A 19,337-nucleotide genomic window follows, 5' to 3' on the forward strand; every position below is an offset into this window, starting at 1 on the left:
GGTGGCGAGTCTGTTCCACGGCCTCATGCTTGAACTCGGGACTGTACTTTCTACGCTTACTCATAAACACTCCTTTGGCATAGTGTGCCTCTTTTTAGAAGTGTCCGCAGTAACGGGGTAGAACCCGGGCTTGGGGCTTGGGGCTTGGGGATGAAATGAGAAATCGCCGACGAATACCTAAACAATAGGTGGCGACAAGGCAGCCTCCTAAATACAACCATAAGCCGGAGCGGCACTGGACCATCCAGCCTGCTGGGGAGGCTGGATGGTCCAGAGGTGATTGCAAGAGGGACCAGGGAAGATCTATCCAGAGCGGGGTCTACAGATAGATTGCCGTGGATTAAAAGGTATAAGTCAGTGCGGTAAATCCCTTCAGCACATAGTCGTCATCGACGATGGGACTGTCGGTAATTTCATCGTCGAGGCTTTCATAGGCGAAATCCAGTGCAATCCGCCAGTTCTCCGATAGCTCCCAGAGCCCACCCACGCCGGCCTCGAAGCTGACGCTGCTGCCCACGGAGTAAGCCGGCCTCAGCGGCAGTGCCGCCGCTACCGGTACGCCAAAGTCGTAGTCGGCCAGGCTGCTGCTGGTCCAGTTCACCCCCAGGGATGGGCTCAGGCGCAGGTTGCCAAGCTGAAAGCCACGGGACACCTTGGCGTCGACAATACTCCCGCCGCCATTGCGGTCCAGCACATCGTTTTCGTAGCTTAAGCCCAATTTAATCCCGTGTGGTGCATCGTAGACAACGCCCAGCCCCGCCATCAGGGTGCCGTCGCGGTCGCCGAGGCCAGCCAGCGCAGGGCTGTCGCTCTCCTCGTAGGCGCCAACTCGATAAGAAGCGGTCACCGCCAGACGCAGCTTGTCACTACCGGCGACACCGAAACGCAGGTTGGGACCGACCCACTGCAGCCTTTCGCCAAAGTAGGTGATCGCGGGAATCACCTGCACCACGCTGGAATCCGAATCCACATAGGGGCTGCTGCGGCCGACAGCGCCGAGGCCAAGGCCCCACTGGCCGGACTCACCCAGTACCTGATAGAACTCGATATCGGTTTCGTTGGCTTGCCCCGCCACGGCCATAAAGCTGGCACGCTGGAAGCTGGGAGGCCCCTTGGGGCGGTAGCGGTTGGAGAGCCCCACCGGTTCCCGCGGAATACCGATAAAGTTCTTGTCCAGCGCGCGGTTGTCGTTTTTATCCAGGTAGGCGAGCACAGCCACCTCACCCGCAGGGGCGTCGGTAATCACATAGTCCTGGCCCGGGGCAATGCTGTAGACCACCTCGGTAGCCGGATTGCGAAACCGGCCGAAGGCATCCGGATCATCATAGACCTGCAATATCAGGGTGCCTTCGGCGGGCAGGTTCTGCACCCTGACATTAATTTCAGCGGCGGTCGCTGGCGAAAGCCTGAAAAGCAAGGTCAGTAGCAAGGCGATGCCGAGTATCTTCATGATGCATGGTCCCCATATCCATTTGATGATGACTTTTTCAAGGTTACGATTTAAAGGTTGCTATTTAAGGGTTACTTTTTACGATCTTACTATTGCGAGGTTAGTCTACGTTTATTCCCTCATGGTAGATGACATGGACCAGCGCCCATAACCACTCGGGGCGTATTGATAATCGAGTTCAGCGTGTGCAGGCAGCCGCAAGGCGCCCCTCAAGTCGCGAACAGACAGCCTGAATAGCTGCCCAGCAAGCGCTTCAGAACCGGCCGCAGCCCTCAGTGTCCCCCTCTCGCCGCTTGGCATCCGCTAATAGGCCGCGCCCTAGCGTCTGGAAATATTCACTGAATGCGCTGTTGATACGCTGGCGCTGGCGGCCCGTCGGATAAAGCCCCATTTTAGCCTCCGCGCTGGCCTTGGTTCCTGCGACAAGGAAGTTATTGCCAGTGCCAGCGTCCTGCACGAAAGCCTCGAAAGCGCGGGCACACAGCTCCGCCGGGTCGCTGTAATACACGCAGCCATTGGCCTTGTCGACCCGGCTGGAAACACGAAACAGTTCACTGGGGTTTTCTCCATCCTCATCCAGCATGATGCTGCGAAAACAGGCATAGAGCCGGTCATTGAGTGGGTGTGCCACCGGCGTGGCGTCCCGCAGCCAGGCTTCCGAGGCGAACATCCGCCCCGGGGCATCGGTAAACGCCTTGCCGCCCAGGTAGTGGTCCAGCGCGTGGAACCATTCATGGGCGATGGACCCCGGGCCTGCGTTTTTCGCCAGCGAAAAGCTCCTCGCTGCGGGCTCGTAAAATGCCGAGACACCGGGCCGCCCGCCAATACCGTACTGGAACGACAGGGTTCCGCGCAGGGAAACCAGAAACTCGGGGCCACTCAGAATCGCCATCAGATCCGCCAGGGCGTCATAAAACAGCCCCGCGGCACGGTCGCGCTCTTGCCGGGTCACCCAGCGGCCAATACTGATGGAGCGGAAGCCGAATGTGCGCCGCACATCGGCGAAGCTCACGGGATGCTGGTCGCGGCGGCTGGGGCCACGGCGGTAAAACTGTCGGGATAACACGATAACCTGAGTAGCGTTAAGCCATTAGCTAATTGCGGGACAAATGAGTGCATGCCCCCATGAATAAACGGATGAATGTGTCAGCTGAACCAGTAAATCGCTGGATGGGCGCATAGCTAGGCCAATAGAGATCAATAGAAAGGTTAATAGAGCGATCAATCACTAAACCAACCGATCGCTACATCGATGCTCACCCAGCCTATCGTTACAGGCAGTCATTGTGCAGTAGCGGGAAAAGCGGGGCCAGTGGCGGCAGGCATTGAGTAATCGGCCACCTGCTCACCACCTCTTCTCCCGAGCCTCACCGTTGTTTTCATTCTTCACCCCGGCTCCTCAGGCCTTGCGCCTCCCCGCTCACTTATCCTCCATGGCCTGATGAGATACAGGAGGCTGCTGCCATTCCACGTGCAGGACCCGGTGGGGAATCCGCTGACGGCCAAAGAAGGCCAGCCAGCACTGCTGGTTCGGTTGCAGGCGATCGCCCGGCCCCTTGACCTCCACCAGCTCGTAACCTCCGCCGGCCGGAAAAAGAATCAGATCCGGCAGGCCATTGCGGTGGTGCTCAATGTCACTCAGCAGACGACCGAACAGCTGGCGCCAGTGGTCTGCGGGTATCCGCGTAGTGGCCAGTTCCAGCAAGGGTTCAGACAGAGCCTCCCAGGCCACCAGCGGGTTGGCGATGCCATACTTGTCTCGATAGTTGCGCCGCACCACCTCCCACAGGCTCGCGCTGTCGAGTTGCGCCAGGCGCTGCGCAAACGCCAGGCGCCGCAGTGGGTAGAAATCGGCTGTGTGGAAGTCGCTGGGGGCAAACTGGAAGGGATTGAAGAAAGCACCGGGGATGGGGGCAAATACAATGTCCCAGATATACAGCCCCAGTACCCCGTTAAACAGGGTGTTCTCGACGTAAAAACAGCGGTCGCTGTCCGTCATGGCGGTCGTGGTGTCAGCGGCAAAGGCCCTCTTCGCCATCGGGGCACCGCAACTCTGCTTATCACCCTGTCTTTGCTCGTACCTATCCTCGTACCTATCCTCGTACCTATCCTCGTGCCTCTCCCCCTGCCTATCCTCGAATATCCCCCCTTGGCTGTTGCCCTGCAGGTACGCCGCCGCGAGCAGTTCGACCCGCGCGGGAACATGAGGCAGGGTGATGGTTTCGCTGGGGGGCTGGTAGCGATGCGGGGCCGGCCAGCCCTCGGCACACTTTTCCCGCCTGGCGATGCGGTGGCCAAAACTCTCGGCGAATTCCCGCTCGGCCTCGTTGTGGGGGGCCGCCAGTATCTCGCGGCACAGGGCCAGGCCGGCAGCGATATCACCCCGCTGTACCGCCATTCTGGCACGGCGCTCCCGCGCCGGCGGGCGCTGGCACTTGCGATACAACTGCTCCGCCGCCTCCATGGCTTCGAGCCGCTCCAGCTGCCGGGCCAGAGTCAGGCGCAGGCGTTGCAGGCGCCGCTGCAAAGTGGCATCACCCTCGATCCCGGCAGGCAGGCGCCCGGCGAGGGCGAGAATGGATTCTGTCCCCTCTGCAAAGACACTATCCAGCTGCTGCAGGCACTCGTAGTAACGCAGGTACTGTTCGATCTGCGCTCGGCTCTGGAACGGCAGATTGCGTTGATCCAGGGGGTAGGCTTCATAACGATAGAGCCCAAGATCCCGCAGCACGAAGTCGGTCAGGTCCTGGCGAAGGTTACCGAAAAAACACAGCTTGAATGTTTCGAAGTGTGCCGCCCCCTGCACTGCCAGCAGTGACTCAGAGGCCAGCAGAGTCTCCAGCCAAGGTAAGGGGACCGTTTCCCCAGCGAGCAGCGCCTGCTCAAGCGCCTGCCGCTTTATTGCTCTGGGCAATGGTATGGGACTGCTTGCCAGCAGTTCTGCCTTGCTGAACAGGGGCAGGATTTCCACTGGCGACAGTGCCGGCTGGCGAAGTAACAGCCCAGCCTCGCACAGCTGCTCAACGGCATCGGACAGATCATCAATTTCCCCATAGCGGATCTTGCCCTGGCGAAACAGCGCACCGGCCGAAGATGGCACCCCCTTGCGAGACAGCAGCCGCACGTAGAGTCGCCGGCTGTTGAGCGCCAGCGCGTTAAATCTACGGTAAAAATCCAGCTCCTGCGTGGATAGCAGTGGCTCATAAGAGGCCGCGACGAAATCCACCAGCGTCTGGAAATTACTCAGATAATAATCGGCAGCGAGTTCGACTGGGGTTTCCATTTCTAAGAGTGGCCAGACTGGTTGGGTGGCTGGGCGGCCAGGAAACTGAGTGGCCAGGGTTGCGGAAAAGACTCAGGAAAGGCTCGGGTAAGCCCGCAGTGGTCGCCCCCACAAGAACACTGAACATTTATACAGCACACATCAATTGTGGACAAACCCTCGCGGCGACTGTCAGGACACAGCCGAAACCGCAGCAGCCCGTCAAGCCAGCGGGAATACGGTCCTTGGAAAGACCGGGATGGATACCGGAGGGCGCAGGAAAAGTGCAGAGAGAGCTAAGGTGGGAACTAAAGGGGAAGATGAAGGGAGGCACTGGCCGCAGCATTGCCCGCCCCTAAGCGACGGACCATGTTAACGATCAGCACAATGAATATAAGAGAGGGCGACCAGCAGCCGCCCTCTGCAATCACCAGGGATCGCAACCCAATGTGTTTCTCCGCCGAGGCAGCGAAACGCTTGCCACAGTCAGGTTATCTGCCCGCAGTCTGTACACCCGCCCGTTTCTCCGGGGTGTCAAAGCGGTCCAGATTCATCACCTTGTACCAGGCATCCACAAAGTCATTGACGAACCTGGCTTCGCTGCCCTCGGTGGCGTAGGCCTCGGAGACTGCGCGCAGCTCGGAGTTGGAGCCAAAGATCAGGTCCACGGTGGTGGCGGTCCATTTTGGCTTGCCGGTCTTGCGATCGCGCCCCTCGTAGAGTCCCTCACCCTTGGAGGATTTCTGCCAGTCTGTGGACATATCCAGCAGGTTGACGAAGAAATCGTTGCTGAGGGTGCCGGGTTTGTCGGTAAACACACCGTTCTTACTGCCATCGGTATTGGCCCCCAGTACGCGCATACCACCGACCAGCACTGTCATCTCCGGCACCGTCAGTGTCAGCAGGTCGGCCCTATCCACCAGTGCCTCCGCCGGAGGGTAGATGTTGTCCTTGCTGTAGTAGTTGCGAAAACCATCCGCTTCGGGCTTCAGCCATTCGAAGGACTCCACATCCGTCATTTCCAGGGTGGCGTCCGTGCGCCCCGGGTTGAATGGCACCTTGACGTCGTGCCCGGCTTTCTTGGCCGCTTCCTCTACCGCTGCCGAGCCACCCAGAACAATCACGTCCGCCAGCGAGACTTTCTTGCCGCCAGACAGAGACTTGTTGAAGTCCTGCTGGATGCTCTCCAGTTTGCTGAGTACTTTGGCAAGTTCCGCTGGATTGTTCACCGCCCAGTCTTTCTGCGGTTCGAAACGGATGCGCGCGCCATTTGCGCCGCCGCGCAGGTCGCTGCCGCGGAAGGTGGAAGCGGAGGCCCAGGCCGTGCGCACCAGTTCGGGAATGGTCAGGCCGGAGGAGAGTATCTTGTCTTTCAGTTGCTGTACTTCACCATCACTGATGAGCTTGTAATCCACCGGGGGCAGCGGGTCCTGCCAGATCAAATCCTCCTTGGGCACCTCGGCGCCGAGATAGCGGGACTTGGGCCCCATGTCGCGATGGGTCAGCTTGAACCAGGCCTTGGCGAAAGCCTCCTCCAGCTCTTGCGGGTTGTCCTTGAAACGCTCGGAAATCTTGCGGTAGGCGGGGTCCATTTTTAACGACAGGTCGGTGGTCAGCATCACCGGCGCATGGCGTTTTTTCGGATCGAAGGCATCCGGCACCAGGTTGGCGGCACTGGGGTCGGTGGGAATCCACTGGATGGCACCGGCGGGGCTCTTCACCTGCTTCCACTCGAAGTTATACAGGTTTTGCAGGTAATTATTGCTCCACTGCACGGGGCTTACGGTCCAGGCGCCTTCAAGGCCGCTGGTAAACGTGTCGGGGCCATTGCCTTTACCGCACTTGTTTTTCCAGCCGAAACCCTGCTGCTCGGTGGGCGCCGCCGCAGGCTCCGGACCGATACAGTCCGCCTTGACCGCGCCGTGAAGTTTGCCGAAGGCATGACCACCGGCGATCAGGGCCACAGTCTCTTCATCGTTCATGGCCATGCGACCAAATGAAAGGCGAATCCGCTCTGCGGCGGCTTTGGGGTCGCCACTGCCGTTGGGCCCCTCGGGGTTGACATAAATCAGCCCCATTACCGTGGCACCAAGGGGGTTCTCGAGTCTGTTAGCGCCCTCGAAACGCTCGTTGCCATCCAGCATCTTGGTCTCCGGCCCCCAGTAAACCAGGTCAGGCTCCCAGTCATCCACACGGCCGCCACCAAAGCCGAAGGTCTTGAAGCCCATGGATTCCAGAGCCACGTTGCCAGTGAGCACCATCAGGTCCGCCCACGAGAGGGCATCACCGTATTTCTGTTTTACCGGCCACAGCAGGCGCCGGGCCTTGTCGAGGTTGGCGTTGTCGGGCCAGCTGTTTAACGGGTCGAAGCGCTGCTGTCCGCCACCGGCACCGCCGCGGCCGTCACCAACGCGGTAGGTGCCCGCGCTGTGCCAGGCCATGCGAATCATCAAGGGGCCGTAGTGACCATAATCCGCCGGCCACCAGTCCTGCGAGGTTTTCAGGATCGTCTCGATATCCTGCTTGACCGCTTTCAGGTCCAGCTTGCTGAAGGCCTCGGCGTAATTGAAGTCCTCGCCCAGAGGGCTGGAGTCCTTGTCGTGATCTCGCAGTGGTGCGAGGTCCAATTGGTCTGGCCACCAGAACTGGTTGGACTTGGGCTGCCCCAGCATGCGGGTTTTCTCCGGGCCCTCGGCATTGCCTATTGCATCCAGTGGGGGCGGTTCCGGTGGCGGTGCGGAATTTACCGAAAGCGACACAGAGGCAGCCAGCGCCAGAACGGCGCAGGAAGTGAGGGTTTTCATCGTCATGGAGTACATCTCCCCGGGGTAAAAAAACACAGGCTAAGCAATACGATATATGAGATATGCGGGGGTGATGGTTGAAGTGGAAGAGCTGAGTGCCAGGGACGGCCAGTCTGGCGCCTTTGTGCAGTTTGCCGGTCAGTATGAAGACCCAGGTGACTTCTCGAACGCTCAAATACAAGGGGTAATCCCCCGCCATGCCCGCACGACATTGCTTTCACCAGGCCCGTTCTGGCGGCGCGCATATCCCGATCCTGCTAACATTGAACTCAGATCACCTGCCGACATCGCGGTATACTCTGGGTCAATGCGCTCCATTCTAAAGAAAACAACCGTCGCCCTGTTCCTGCTGGGTGCCTTCACAGCCCTGGCGTTCGTTCTCTTCCCCGGTTTGAAGTACGAGATCTATCGCCGCCTCTCCCCGGCCATACGCTGGGATATTTCCTATGCGGTTACCGACAAGTTCCTGGTGGGCATGATTTATTTTGTCGAGCGGGGAGACCAGCTGCTGCTGGTTCGGCATTCCTACCAGGATAAATGGGCCCTGCCAGGCGGCTGGCTGAACCGCTACGAATCATTCGAGGAGTCCGCGCAGCGGGAACTGCGCGAGGAAATGGGGGTTGAAATTGAGGATTTCGAGCTGCTCGAAGTCACCAAGGTGCCACGATCTGAAATCATCAATATTGCCATTCGCGGCCGTCTCAAGGATGGGAAAATTCGCATCCGCGATGCGGAAATTGCCGAGTTTCGCTTCTTCGACCTCAACGCCCTGCCCGACGATCTGCTTTACCCGCACAAGCCCTATATCCGACGCTACCTGAACCGGAAACCTGAAAGAGACCGCGCTGCGGAGCCGCAATAGCCCATAAAAATACCAGAGGATTTATGCCCAAACAGGCTCTTATCATCGGCGCCACCGGCCTGATCGGCTCCCACCTGTCCAATCTGCTCGCCGAGTCGGATGCTTTCAGCAAGGTGGTGACATTGACCCGCAGGGCGGCACCCCACGCCTCACCGAAAGTTGAAAATATAGTGGTGGACTTCGAGCGTCTGCAGGACCATGCCGCGCAGTTCCAAACGGAGGTGTTTTTTTCCTGCCTCGGCACCACGCGCCGCCAGGCCGGCTCGCTGGCGGCGCAACGCACAGTGGATGTGGACTATCAGCTGCAAGCCGCCAAACTGGCGGCGCAGGGGGGCGCGCAACATTACCTGCTGGTGTCATCGAGTGGCGCCGATGCCAACAGTCGCAGCGCCTACCTGAAAATGAAAGGTGAGCTGGAGCAGCAGGTGCTGCAGCTGCCCTTCCCGCGCATCAGTATCTTCCGCCCCTCGCTGCTGTTGGGTGAGCGCGACCATATGCGCCCCGCTGAAACATTTGCCAGCTGGTTCCTGCCGCTGCTCTGCACCCTGCCCGGGCTGCGCCGCTACCGCCCGATTCAGGGCGCCCAGGTCGCAGAGAAGATGTTACAGGTCAGCACGACTCCCGGGCCGGCAAGACAGGGTTTCACTCTCGACGAGATATTCCCCGACTGAGCGCTGGCCGCGGCGATACTGTTGCCGGCGGGCTTGACGACAACAGCGGTCACCTTTTTTAGCGGCTAAGGTAAGAAGATCGAAGGGTTGCCAGCCCTTCTTCCCGATCACATACCTTTGCAACGAGGCGATGCGATGTTTGTAGAGCCCATCAAGTCACCGGGACTCGCGCAGATCTCTTATCTGATTGGCGACGCCTGTGAGGCGGCGGTTATCGACCCACGCCGCGACTGCGAGATTTATATTGCGCTGGCGCGCCAGCGGGGCTGTCGCATTACCCATATCTTTGAAACCCACCGCAACGAGGATCTGCTCTCCGGGGCGCCGATACTGGCACAACTGACCGGTGCCAGCGTACATCACGGCCCCGATGCGGCGGGAGATGTCCGCTATGCGCAGACTGTGCGCGAGGGCGATGATTTCACCTTTGGCGCCATGCAACTGCGGGTTCTGGAAACACCCGGGCATACCGATGACAGCCTCTCCTTCGCCATTTACGAGCGGGGCCAAAACGAAGCGGGCACAGCCAACCGGGCCATCGGCGTTTTCAGCGGAGATGCCCTGTTTGTCGGCGATGTGGGGCGCACAGACTTTTACCCAGAGCGCAAAGAGGAAGTGGCGGGGCTGCTCTATGACAGTCTGGAGAAAATCCTCGCGCTGGGGGATCAGGTGATTCTCTACCCCGCCCATGGGGCGGGATCTACATGTGGCGGCAATATCGCCGACCGGGATTTTTCCACCCTCGGTTACGAACGGCTGCACAACCCGATGCTGCAAATTCGCGACAGGGAAAAATTCATTGCCAGCAAGTTGGCGGAACATCACGAAAAACCGCCCTATTTCCGCCATATGGAACAGCTGAATCTTGTGGGCTGCCGTGCACCGGCGCAGGAGATGACTCCAGCGCTGATCAGTGCCGCGGATTTCCAGCGCCTGAGTGCAAAGCCACCGGCTGAGAAGCCGCTGGTGGTGGATGTGCGCGGTGTAACCGCCTATCTGGGCGCCCACCTGCCCGGCAGTCTCGCCATCCCCTGCGGCATGATTCCAGCCTTCGCCGGCTGGTTTCTGCAGCCGGACGATGAATTTGTGCTGGTCGCGGACAGCCCAAGCCAGGCGGAGGCCGCCTGCCGTCATCTGGCCCGCATCGGTTTCGACCGGGTACTGGGCTTTTCGGATACCGCCCTGCCGGCCTGGGCCGCGGGGGCGCGGCCGTTCGACAGCATTGCGGCGGTCGATGCGGCTACGGTCAAGTCCCGCGCGGATGGCGGCCACGACAACTGGCGGATACTGGATGTGCGCGGCAGAAAGGAGATAGCGCAGGGCATCATTGCCGGCGCGGAAACGATTTTCCTGGGGAACCTGCCCAAGCAGCTGGAACAATTGTCGAAGGAGCGCCACTACACCGTGATGTGTGCCAGTGGCGCCCGCGCCACGATTGCCGCCTCCATACTGCGCCGCTCCGGGTTCCAGAAAGTGGATGTTTTTCTCGGCTCCATGGGCGCCTGGCGCAACTCCGGCAACGCCGTCACCAGCCCGGGTGATGAGTGACGGTTACACCATGAGATGTCTCTAGGTGCCACTAGGTGCTACTGCGGCACTCGTGCAGTGGTTCCGCCCGCCCTCTTTGCCCCCTCGGCTGGGCCCGCCACTCGGGCTGCCTGGCCTCAGCGGGATTGGATATCAAGGCGCGGCAACCGAGGGTTGCCCCCCTCGCGCCCCCGCACAGTAGAATGACCATTCAATGGCCAACCAGAACCCCCCATGCCCCCGGAATTCACCAGCCTGCAGCAGATGCTGGAACATATCCGCCAGGAATCCGCCGCCCAGAAACGGGTCACCCTGGATCTGGTTATCCGGGCTATCGGCCGGCGCTCATTTGCGCCACTGCTGTTACTGGTGGGGCTGATTCTGTTCTCGCCCCTCAGCGGGATTCCCGGTGTGCCCACCAGTATGGCCACTCTGGTCCTGCTGGTAGCCGTGCAGCTATTGCTGGGACGGAAGTATTTCTGGCTGCCACAGTGGCTGCTCCGGCGCTCAATTTCCGAGAAAAGCCTGCGCCGGGCGCTGCGCTTTCTGCAGCGCCCGGCGCGGGAATGCGACCGCTGGCTGCGACCGCGATTCCGCCTGCTGGTAAAGCGCACAGGCACCGATGTCATCGCCGTTATCTGCGTGGCCATCGCGCTGGCGCTGCCACTGATGGAGATAGTGCCGTTTTCCGCTTCGCTGGCAGGAGTGGCCCTCACCGCCTTTGGCCTCGCCCTGGTAGCCCACGACGGATTGCTGGCTATTGTGGCCTTCGCGCTCACCGGGCTCACCGCCGCGCTGATTCTGTTCAGCCTGTCTTCTTGATCCCTTTGGTATTTTTGGCCCTTTCAATATTTTTGATTCTTTTGATCCTTTGCCGGCTGCCAGTTTGCCGCTAGCTGATTTGGCGCTTGCCGGTATGGCGCTGTATACCGAGAAGATGCGGGTATCTGGCCAGCAGGCCGATTGCCAGCAGATCGTACAGGGCGTGCCAGACCATCACCCCCATGGCGCTGCCGGTGGCCCAGTAACACCAGCCAAGCAGCAAACCCATCATCAGCGTTATGCTGAAGTACAGAAGCGAAGCGCCGTGCAACAGGGCGAAAACCACTGCGGCGGCGAATAAACCCCACCAGGGTCCGGCCACCTCCATCAGCCAGTTCTGCAGAAACACCCGAAAAAACAACTCCTCACAGATGCCCGCGGCCAGAGCCAGCACGGCAATCTGCCCCCAGCTGCAGCCGGCAAAGAGCGGTTGCAGCAGCTCGCACAGCTGTCGCAACGCAGAACCCAGGGCACCGGGCAGCCTGGTCAGGAAAAACGCGAGAGCGTAAGTGGCCAGAGCCGCGAGGGCCCCCATCAGAATCCAGACAACCTCACTCCCCCGCACAGCCGGCAACTCAACGCCTGTCAGCCAAAGGCCTGCCAGCGCCAGCAGCAAAAGCGCGGCCTGTGAAAGCAAGGCGATGCGGAATACCTGTGCCGCAGATAAGTGACGGTTACGCATGTTTACCCCTTGATGATTTTTATACGCAGCTTGGCAGGCACTCGGTGCATTCTGTGCCGGGTACCCCCTAGCGGATGCACTTCGCCGGGAGCGGTCAGTCCGCGCTGGGATCAGTCCGCAGCGGGGACGACCCGCTCCAGCCGCGTCCGGCCGGAGCTAGACACCCGCAGCACCGCCACCCCGCCCTGGCGAAGCGCGCTCTCCAGCTTCAAAGCTTTTTCCCGGGGGGCAAAGAAGGCTTCGATACCGTAACGGACAGGGTAAGCACTGCCCTCCGCTCGCCACCTCAGACCGGAGACCCGCCCCCGCAGGAATACCCCGTCAGCAGGCGGCTCCAGGCTCGCACCCGCGTAGCGGTAAAGCCCCTGCTGATCCGCCTGCAAGCGGATATAAACCACCTCGCCTGTGCGCAGGGGCGCCTCTTTGCCAAACTCATCGGCATCCAGTTCCGAAAAGGCATACTGCAGGCGCGCGTAATTGCCACGAAAAAGCGAGCGCGGGTCGACGGGAACAGTCTCTATGCGAATTTCCCGCCCGGTCCACAGGGGTATCTGGGCGGTGACGTACATACCGATCAGCACCAGAAACTGAAACAGTACCCCCGCCGCCAGAATCAGCAGCCGCCAGCGGTTTGCGAGGCCAGAGGCGTTTGTGAGACTGCAAACTTTTCTGAGATGAGAAAGCTTTGTGAAGTAAGCGAGTCTTGTGAAATAAGAGCGTTTCATCAGCCAAGCTCCCGCTCGCGCACCCGCTTCCAGAACCGGGCTGCCAGCATCAGCAGAATGGCGAAGAGGGTAAAGAGCGCCGCACCGCCCAGATAATCGCCGATAAGATCGACATAGCGCAGAAACGCGGTGGCCAATACGGCGGTTACCCCAAGGAAGAAGTAATGGGAAATACCGTTGGAAATGCCGCGCACAATCAGCCAGATACCCGTACCCAGCAGAGCAAAGTTGGCGAGTAATTGATAGACCACGGCGTGGTCGCGACTGCCATCGATGCACAGGGCAAGCTGCACCATCAGCAATGCCGTAAACAACACTGCCACGGACCACAACCGCCGCGCCCGGTAGGCCAACCAGAGCGCGGCGCTACCTATCGGCAACAGCGCAGCCCACAGGCCCAGCTGATGTGGCCAGTCATAATCGAGCAGCCCGCGCCAGGGGCGGGCAAAACTCATCACCAGCAGCAACAGCAACGAGAAGCGCAGGCTCCAGATCGACAGCAAGGCGGCATAATCCCGCGGCTTGGAGTCCGGCTGGCGGGAAAGCCAGTGGCTGATGGCGAACAGCAGCAGGAACAGACCGGCAGCGACAAACAGGTTTTCAGCGTGCATATCAAACAGCAGCCCCGAAGTGTCACCCCGCCAGAGCCAGGAAAGCCCGTACTCGATCCACAAGCCAGCACTGATCACCGCCACCAGCAACAGCGAGGTGCTCGGCGGCCCGCGCCAGAGCACATAGGCCGAAGAGAGAAGGAACAGCGGAAACAGCACCGGCAGATACCCATTAAAGGTCTCCAGTAGAAGCCAGATCAGGGCCAAGAGGTTGGCCTGCAGGCACAGCCATGGATTACGGGTAATGAGGGCAAATGGCAGGCAACCCAGCGCCCACCAGAAGACGCCGTCGGGCATATATTCACCCAGGTGATAAATCTGGGCGATCAGGATAATCGACGTACCGTAGAAGAAGTTGCCAAGCAGCATCAGGCCGACACCGGCACGCCGCTGACCGTGGACATAGCGAAAAATGGCGATACCCTGGGTAGCCAGGGTCAGCAGCACCAGCCCGCCCATGCGGATACCGCGGGGGATCTCCTCCCAATTGGCCCCCAGCAGGGTGATGAGCGCCAGCCCCAGAAACAGGTAAGCGAGCCCTACCAGAACAGCGTAACCCTGCGCACGGCTGTTGATGGCCTGGTAGTCAGCGCCATAGCGGCGACAGATCGTCTCCGCCTGTGCTTCGCTGACAAGACCTTCCTCCACCCACTCGGCGGCCTCCCGGGCCAGCTCCCCTTTCAGTAAGCGAATCAATCGCATGCCGCCACTCCCCCCTGGATGTTTGGCTAGGTACTCATGAGCCTTATTGGTGTGAGCCTTATTGGCGTGATCTTTATTAGCCGACTGATCGATCAGCGGTTACCGACCAGCAGTAACTCACTACCACTTACTGGCCAACACTCACAGACCAGCTCTCACTTGCCCCTACTCCGCCAGCGCCAACTGGTCCGGTCCACAGTGCTGTGCGGGTAATGCCCAACATGACTATGGCGGGCCCCAGCCAGTCACCGGGCTAGCGGGTGAGATCGCAGCTTGATAACCCAAATCAATCAAAGCCATTGGAATTGATAATTTCAATCAATAGATCTCGATCAATAGTATTCACCTCGTACCAGACAGCAACGCAACCAACTTTGAACAAGGAGCATCTTATGTCTCGTTATATCGGCAGCGAAATCAAACCCTTCCAGGCCAAGGCTTATCAGGCCGGTGACTTCTTCGACGTCAGCGACGCCGACCTCAAGGGCAAGTGGTCCGTAGTGTTCTTCTACCCGGCAGACTTCACGTTCGTCTGCCCCACCGAGCTCGGTGACCTGGCGGACAACTATGCAGAGTTTAAGAAGCTGGGCGTGGAAATCTACTCAGTATCCACCGATACCCACTTCACCCACAAGGCGTGGCACGACACTTCCGAAACCATCGGCAAGATTCAGTTCCCGATGATCGGCGACCCCACCGGCACCATCACCCGCAACTTCGGCGTGATGATCGAAGAAGAAGGCATCGCCGATCGCGGCACCTTCGTGATCGACCCGGAAGGCCGCATTCAGATTGTCGAGATCAACGCCGGCGGAATCGGCCGCGATGCCCAGGACCTGCTGCGCAAAATCAAAGCCGCACAGTACGTGGCCGCACACCCGGGTGAAGTCTGCCCGGCCAAGTGGAAAGAAGGCGAGGAAACCCTGGCGCCGTCCCTGGACCTGGTCGGCAAGATCTAACGCGCTAACCGTCTCCCTACGGAGCATCCTTTTGGCCCACCTGCGGGTGGGCCCTTTTTCAAACCAAACCTTTAACCCGTTTAACCCGCAAAACAGGCAGGACACACCGATGTTGGATGCAAACCTGAAGAAACAGCTGGACACCTATCTGCAGAATATCGTTAATCCGATCGAGATCCGTGTGTCCAGCGACAACAGCCCCAAATCAGGCGAGCTGGAATCTCTGGTAAACGAGATCGCCGGACTTTCGCCGAAAATTGACACCCGCCAGGGCAGCGCCAAGCGTTCGCCGAGCATGGCCATCGCCCCCGCCGGGGAGGAACCCCGGGTCAGCTTTGCCGGCATTCCCCTCGGGCACGAATTCACTTCCCTGGTACTGGCACTGCTGCAGGCCGGCGGCCACCCGTCCAAGGCCGACCCGCAACTGCTGGAGCAGATCCGCCAGCTCGAGGGAGAATTCCACTTTGAAACCTATATTTCACTGTCGTGTCAGAACTGCCCGGACGTGGTACAAGCCCTCAACCTGATGGCGACACTGAACCCGAACATTTCCCACGAGATGATCGACGGTGCCCTGTTTCAGGAAGAGGTGGAACAGCGCAACATCATGGCCGTGCCATCGGTTTACCTGAACGGAGAACACTTCGGCCAGGGGCGAATGAGCCTGCAGGAAATTGTCGACAAGATCGACACCGGTGCCGCTGAGCGCAAGACCGCGGAACTGGATGCCCGCGAGCCCTACGACGTACTGGTCGTGGGCGGTGGCCCCGCCGGTGCAGCCGCTGCCATCTATGCCGCGCGCAAGGGCATTCGCACCGCTCTGGTCGCCGAGCGCTTCGGTGGCCAGGTGATGGACACCGTCGGTATCGAGAACTTTATTTCCGTTTCCTACACGGAAGGCCCCAAGCTGGCCGCAGCCCTTGAACAGCACGTCAAGGAGTACGGCGTGGACATCATTACCGAGCAGCGCGCCGCCGGTATCCAGCGCAAAAAACTGCTGGAATTGGAACTGCAGAGTGGTGCCACACTCGCCAGCCGCTCAGTGGTGCTGGCCACCGGTGCCCGCTGGCGCGAACTGGGCGTGCCCGGTGAGGCGGAATACCGCAATAAGGGTGTGGCCTACTGCCCACACTGTGATGGCCCCTTCTTCAAGGGCAAGCATGTTGCAGTGATCGGCGGCGGCAATTCCGGTATCGAGGCGGCGATCGACCTCGCCGGTATCGTCAAGCACGTGACCGTACTGGAATTCGCCGACACTCTGCGCGCCGACGAGGTACTGGTGCGCAAGGCGCGCTCCATGGAAAACATCGACATCATCACCAGCGCCCAGACCACCGAGATTCTCGGTGACGGTAAGCGGGTCAGTGGCCTGCGCTACACCGACCGCGACAGTGGTGACAGTATCGACCTTGAGCTGGCCGGCGTGTTCGTACAGATTGGACTGGTGCCGAATACCGAGTTCATTAAGGACAGCGGCATCGCCCTGAATCGAATGGGTGAGATCGAGATTGACTCACGCGGCGCCACCTCGCTGCCGGGGGTTTTTGCCGCCGGTGACGCCACCACGGTGCCCTACAAGCAGATCGTAATCTCCATGGGCGCTGGCGCGACAGCGGCACTCGGCGCCTTCGACTACCTGATTCGCCACTCGGAGGACACAGAGCAGGCACAGGCGCAAAACCGGCAAGAAGAAAAGAAAGAGCAGGAAAAGGAGAAGGAGAGTGCTGAAATGGCGCTAAGCGCCTGACCCCGGAACTCCGGGTGCAGCAGCTATCGCACCCGGGCACAATTTCAACCCGTCATACTGATTTGCCGACGGCTTTTTATTCTGCACTTTTTGGCGCCGCATCCTAGCGGCGCTCTCTATTTTCACTGTCCTATTTTCACTGTCCTATTTTCACTGTGACCGCCTGACCTCTATAACACGCGCGACCATCAGGCTGTACTCATAAGTGCTATTTACGCATTGCCGCTATTTCCACTTTTCCGGAGCCGGCATGTCTACGTGTCGCGAGCTTGCAAATAGCGGGATCAGGGACTAGCGGAATGACAGGAAAAGAGTTGTTGACTTATTAACCAGCCTCTATACACTGAACGCAGCTAGAAAATCAGCTCCTGTTGACCCACTCCGGTTTCGAAGCATTATTCATAATCCTCGTTCTGTAGCATCGCAATATCAGCCAGTTTTCCGGCTAGCCCTGATTCTCTGGGCACCGTTTCTTATTTTTCTTCTATAGGACTTACATTATGTCTAACGCAGTTACCGGTACCGTAAAGTGGTTTGATGAATCCAAAGGTTTTGGCTTTATCGAGCAGCAGTCTGGCCCCGACGTATTCGCTCATTACAGCGCCATCTCCGAGCCGGGCTTCAAAACCCTGGTTGAAGGCCAGAAGGTAGAATTCAAGGTTGCTAAAGGCCCTAAAGGTCTGCAGGCCGAGAACATTACCGTCATCTAAATGACGACAGGCCGCACTCCCATGCTGGGTGTGCGGCCGGTATCCGCGTGTTAAAACGCAAAAAAGCAAAGCAGCCGCTTTGCTTTTTTTATGCCTGCCGGTAACTGGAAAACAGAGCGCAAGGAAAACCTCCCGCCTACACGCAAAAGATCGTCAGCGAAAACCTCAACGGAACCGATGCTGCGCGCAAAACCTGTGTCACCAAGAACATGCCCCTCGGCAACGCCGATCTCGGCAACCTCTGATCCAAACAAGACCTGCTCTCACCGCACCACATTCACATCCCGGCAGGACTTCCCTTCTCCGATTTTTGGTTTTGATTCTGGCTTTAATTTCACCCGCCGAAGCGAAGCCGATACCCCACAGCCAAAGCCTTGGTTAATTTCCAAAAGAACAAAAAAAACCGCGCGGTATCCGCCAGTCCGATCGCCCTGCAGTCCTAACGCCGAGCAGTCAGGAAAATAGCAAGTCCCGGGAAGAATCTGCGCCCGCGCTAGTGGCGACCCTGCTCGAAGAGTGCAGCGCCAGGATTATGGACACGCTCGCGGTTTTTCCCAATCTGGCGCCAGAGCCGTCTCAAACTACCGTTCCGCGATTGCCGGATGCCCATACATCCGCCTTAATACAGACTGTGACGAACCAGATGTAATGGTTATAACAATAAAGAAAAACAGCGATCCGCTGCATAGCGGCCGGGAGACTCTCCAATGCGTATGCGCCCACTCCGTTATCTTGTGGCCTATACCCTGCCGGTTCTGGTACTGCTGGGGTTCTGGTTACAGGGCTTCTGGCTGTTCGTACCAGTTCTTTATCTTTACGGCCTGCTGCCATTACTGGAGCTGCTGCTGCCGGCCTCTGTCAATAATCTGACGGCCGAAGAGGAGCAGGAGGTCGCGCAAAATCCCCTGTATGACCGACTGCTCTATCTGGCGCTGCCGGTCCAGTTCGCGGTGCTGCTCTGCTTTTTGCTGGTCGTGCCCGCTTTGCAGGGTATGGCACTGTTGGGAGCCATCGTCTCCATGGGGCTGATGTGCGCCACCTTTGGCATCAACATCGGTCATGAGCTGGGGCACCGGGCAAGCCAACGCGAGCAGTGGATGGCCAAACTGCTGCTGCTGAGTTCCCTGGATATGCATTTCTTTATTGAACACAACCGCGGCCACCACCGGCGTGTTGCGACGGAGGAGGACCCGGCCAGTGCCCGTTTGGGAGAGACCCTTTACCATTTCTGGTGGCGCTCTACCCGCGATGGCTACCGCTCTGCCTGGCAGCTGGAAGCCGAGCGCCTGCACAAACACGGGCAGCGATGGTTGAGCCTGCAGAACCAAATGCTGGCCTTCCAACTGATGCAGATCGGCTTTGTGGCTCTGGTCACGCTCGTGTTCGGATTCAAGGCCGCCCTCTGCTTTGTTGCCGCAGCCATCATGGGGATTCTGCTATTGGAGACGGTTAATTACATCGAGCACTATGGCCTCAGCCGCAGGAAAGAGGAGAGCGGCCGTTACGAGCGGGTCATGCCCGCACACTCATGGAACTCCAACCATCTGATCGGCAGAATGACCCTGTTCGAGCTGTCCCGCCACTCCGATCATCACTTTCGCGCAAGCCGCAAATACCCCCTGCTGCGCCACCATGAACACAGCCCACAGATGCCGACCGGGTATCCGGGTATGATGTTGCTCGCTTCCGTGCCACCTCTGTGGTTCCGGGTAATGCATCCGAGACTGGATGCGCTGGCGGAAAACGCGCAGCCGGCATGAGCTACCATCGCCCATGGGCGGTGCAGCGTATTAACACAAAGTA

16 protein-coding genes are annotated in these 19,337 nt (G+C 59.3%); 8 read left to right on the forward strand and 8 right to left on the reverse strand.

Translation table 11 applies throughout. The annotated features are described in order from the left end of the window. Positions 1-340 precede the first annotated feature (340 nt). From ABEA58_RS10575 to katG, 4 genes are all read right to left on the reverse strand, one after another. Positions 341-1,450, reverse strand: a complete 1,110-nt coding sequence (locus ABEA58_RS10575; protein WP_345551315.1) for a MipA/OmpV family protein — start codon at positions 1,448-1,450, stop codon at positions 341-343. A gap of 253 nt (positions 1,451-1,703) precedes the next feature. Further along, entirely contained in the window at positions 1,704-2,516 is an 813-nt protein-coding gene (locus ABEA58_RS10580; RefSeq protein WP_345551317.1) for a CLCA_X family protein, read from the reverse strand. 354 nt (positions 2,517-2,870) lie between these two features. Beyond that, a complete protein-coding gene (locus tag ABEA58_RS10585) occupies positions 2,871-4,733 on the reverse strand; it encodes a VRR-NUC domain-containing protein (RefSeq protein ID WP_345551319.1) in 1,863 nt (620 codons plus the stop codon). A 470-nt stretch (positions 4,734-5,203) separates the two neighbouring features. After that, on the reverse strand, positions 5,204-7,384 hold the full coding sequence (katG, locus tag ABEA58_RS10590) for a catalase/peroxidase HPI (RefSeq protein WP_345551456.1): 2,181 nt from the start codon (positions 7,382-7,384) through the stop codon (positions 5,204-5,206). Positions 7,385-7,598: 214 nt separating this feature from the next. Between katG and ABEA58_RS10595 the strand changes: the two genes are divergently transcribed. From ABEA58_RS10595 to ABEA58_RS10610, 4 genes are all read left to right on the forward strand, one after another. Beyond that, positions 7,599-8,378, forward strand: a complete 780-nt coding sequence (locus ABEA58_RS10595; RefSeq protein WP_345551321.1) for an NUDIX hydrolase — start codon at positions 7,599-7,601, stop codon at positions 8,376-8,378. Between the two features lie 23 nt (positions 8,379-8,401). After that, a complete protein-coding gene (locus tag ABEA58_RS10600; protein ID WP_345551323.1) occupies positions 8,402-9,049 on the forward strand; it encodes an NAD-dependent epimerase/dehydratase family protein in 648 nt (215 codons plus the stop codon). A gap of 135 nt (positions 9,050-9,184) precedes the next feature. Next, the gene (locus tag ABEA58_RS10605) at positions 9,185-10,597 is read left to right on the forward strand and encodes an MBL fold metallo-hydrolase (protein ID WP_345551325.1); all 1,413 of its coding nucleotides are present in this window, start codon (positions 9,185-9,187) and stop codon (positions 10,595-10,597) included. A gap of 213 nt (positions 10,598-10,810) precedes the next feature. Further along, positions 10,811-11,398, forward strand: coding sequence for an exopolysaccharide biosynthesis protein (locus ABEA58_RS10610; RefSeq protein WP_345551327.1), 588 nt, complete (start codon positions 10,811-10,813; stop codon positions 11,396-11,398). A gap of 70 nt (positions 11,399-11,468) precedes the next feature. Here ABEA58_RS10610 and ABEA58_RS10615 read toward each other — a convergent pair whose 3' ends face one another. The 3 genes from ABEA58_RS10615 to ABEA58_RS10625 form a co-directional block, all read right to left on the reverse strand. Then, the gene (locus tag ABEA58_RS10615) at positions 11,469-12,080 is read right to left on the reverse strand and encodes a CPBP family intramembrane glutamic endopeptidase (protein WP_345551329.1); all 612 of its coding nucleotides are present in this window, start codon (positions 12,078-12,080) and stop codon (positions 11,469-11,471) included. A gap of 110 nt (positions 12,081-12,190) precedes the next feature. Then, complete coding sequence (locus ABEA58_RS10620; protein ID WP_345551331.1) at positions 12,191-12,805, reverse strand: GDYXXLXY domain-containing protein; 615 nt, start codon at positions 12,803-12,805, stop codon at positions 12,191-12,193. Further along, positions 12,805-14,118 (reverse strand): DUF2157 domain-containing protein, encoded by a 1,314-nt coding sequence (locus ABEA58_RS10625; RefSeq protein WP_345551333.1) that lies wholly within the window; start codon positions 14,116-14,118, stop codon positions 12,805-12,807. Before ABEA58_RS10625 ends, ABEA58_RS10620 begins: the two co-directional genes overlap by 1 nt. Positions 14,119-14,510: 392 nt before the next feature. On the opposite strand from ABEA58_RS10625, the gene ahpC reads away from it, so the two are divergent. From ahpC to ABEA58_RS10640, 3 genes are all read left to right on the forward strand, one after another. Then, positions 14,511-15,077 (forward strand): alkyl hydroperoxide reductase subunit C, encoded by a 567-nt coding sequence (gene ahpC, locus ABEA58_RS10630; protein ID WP_345551335.1) that lies wholly within the window; start codon positions 14,511-14,513, stop codon positions 15,075-15,077. 109 nt (positions 15,078-15,186) lie between these two features. Further along, positions 15,187-16,824 carry an alkyl hydroperoxide reductase subunit F gene (gene ahpF, locus ABEA58_RS10635; protein WP_345551337.1) on the forward strand — a complete coding sequence of 546 codons (1,638 nt, stop codon included), beginning with the start codon at positions 15,187-15,189 and terminating at the stop codon, positions 16,822-16,824. Positions 16,825-17,324: 500 nt separating this feature from the next. Then, positions 17,325-17,534 (forward strand): cold-shock protein, encoded by a 210-nt coding sequence (locus tag ABEA58_RS10640; protein WP_345551339.1) that lies wholly within the window; start codon positions 17,325-17,327, stop codon positions 17,532-17,534. A 50-nt stretch (positions 17,535-17,584) separates the two neighbouring features. Here the strand turns inward: ABEA58_RS10640 and ABEA58_RS10645 are convergent, their stop codons facing one another. Then, entirely contained in the window at positions 17,585-17,788 is a 204-nt protein-coding gene (locus ABEA58_RS10645; RefSeq protein WP_345551341.1) for a hypothetical protein, read from the reverse strand. A 453-nt stretch (positions 17,789-18,241) separates the two neighbouring features. Between ABEA58_RS10645 and ABEA58_RS10650 the strand changes: the two genes are divergently transcribed. Further along, a complete protein-coding gene (locus tag ABEA58_RS10650; RefSeq protein WP_345551342.1) occupies positions 18,242-19,294 on the forward strand; it encodes an alkane 1-monooxygenase in 1,053 nt (350 codons plus the stop codon). The last annotated feature ends 43 nt before the right edge of the window (positions 19,295-19,337 follow it).

Source organism: Microbulbifer aestuariivivens (assembly GCF_039545115.1).
Lineage (GTDB): Bacteria > Pseudomonadota > Gammaproteobacteria > Pseudomonadales > Cellvibrionaceae > Microbulbifer > Microbulbifer aestuariivivens.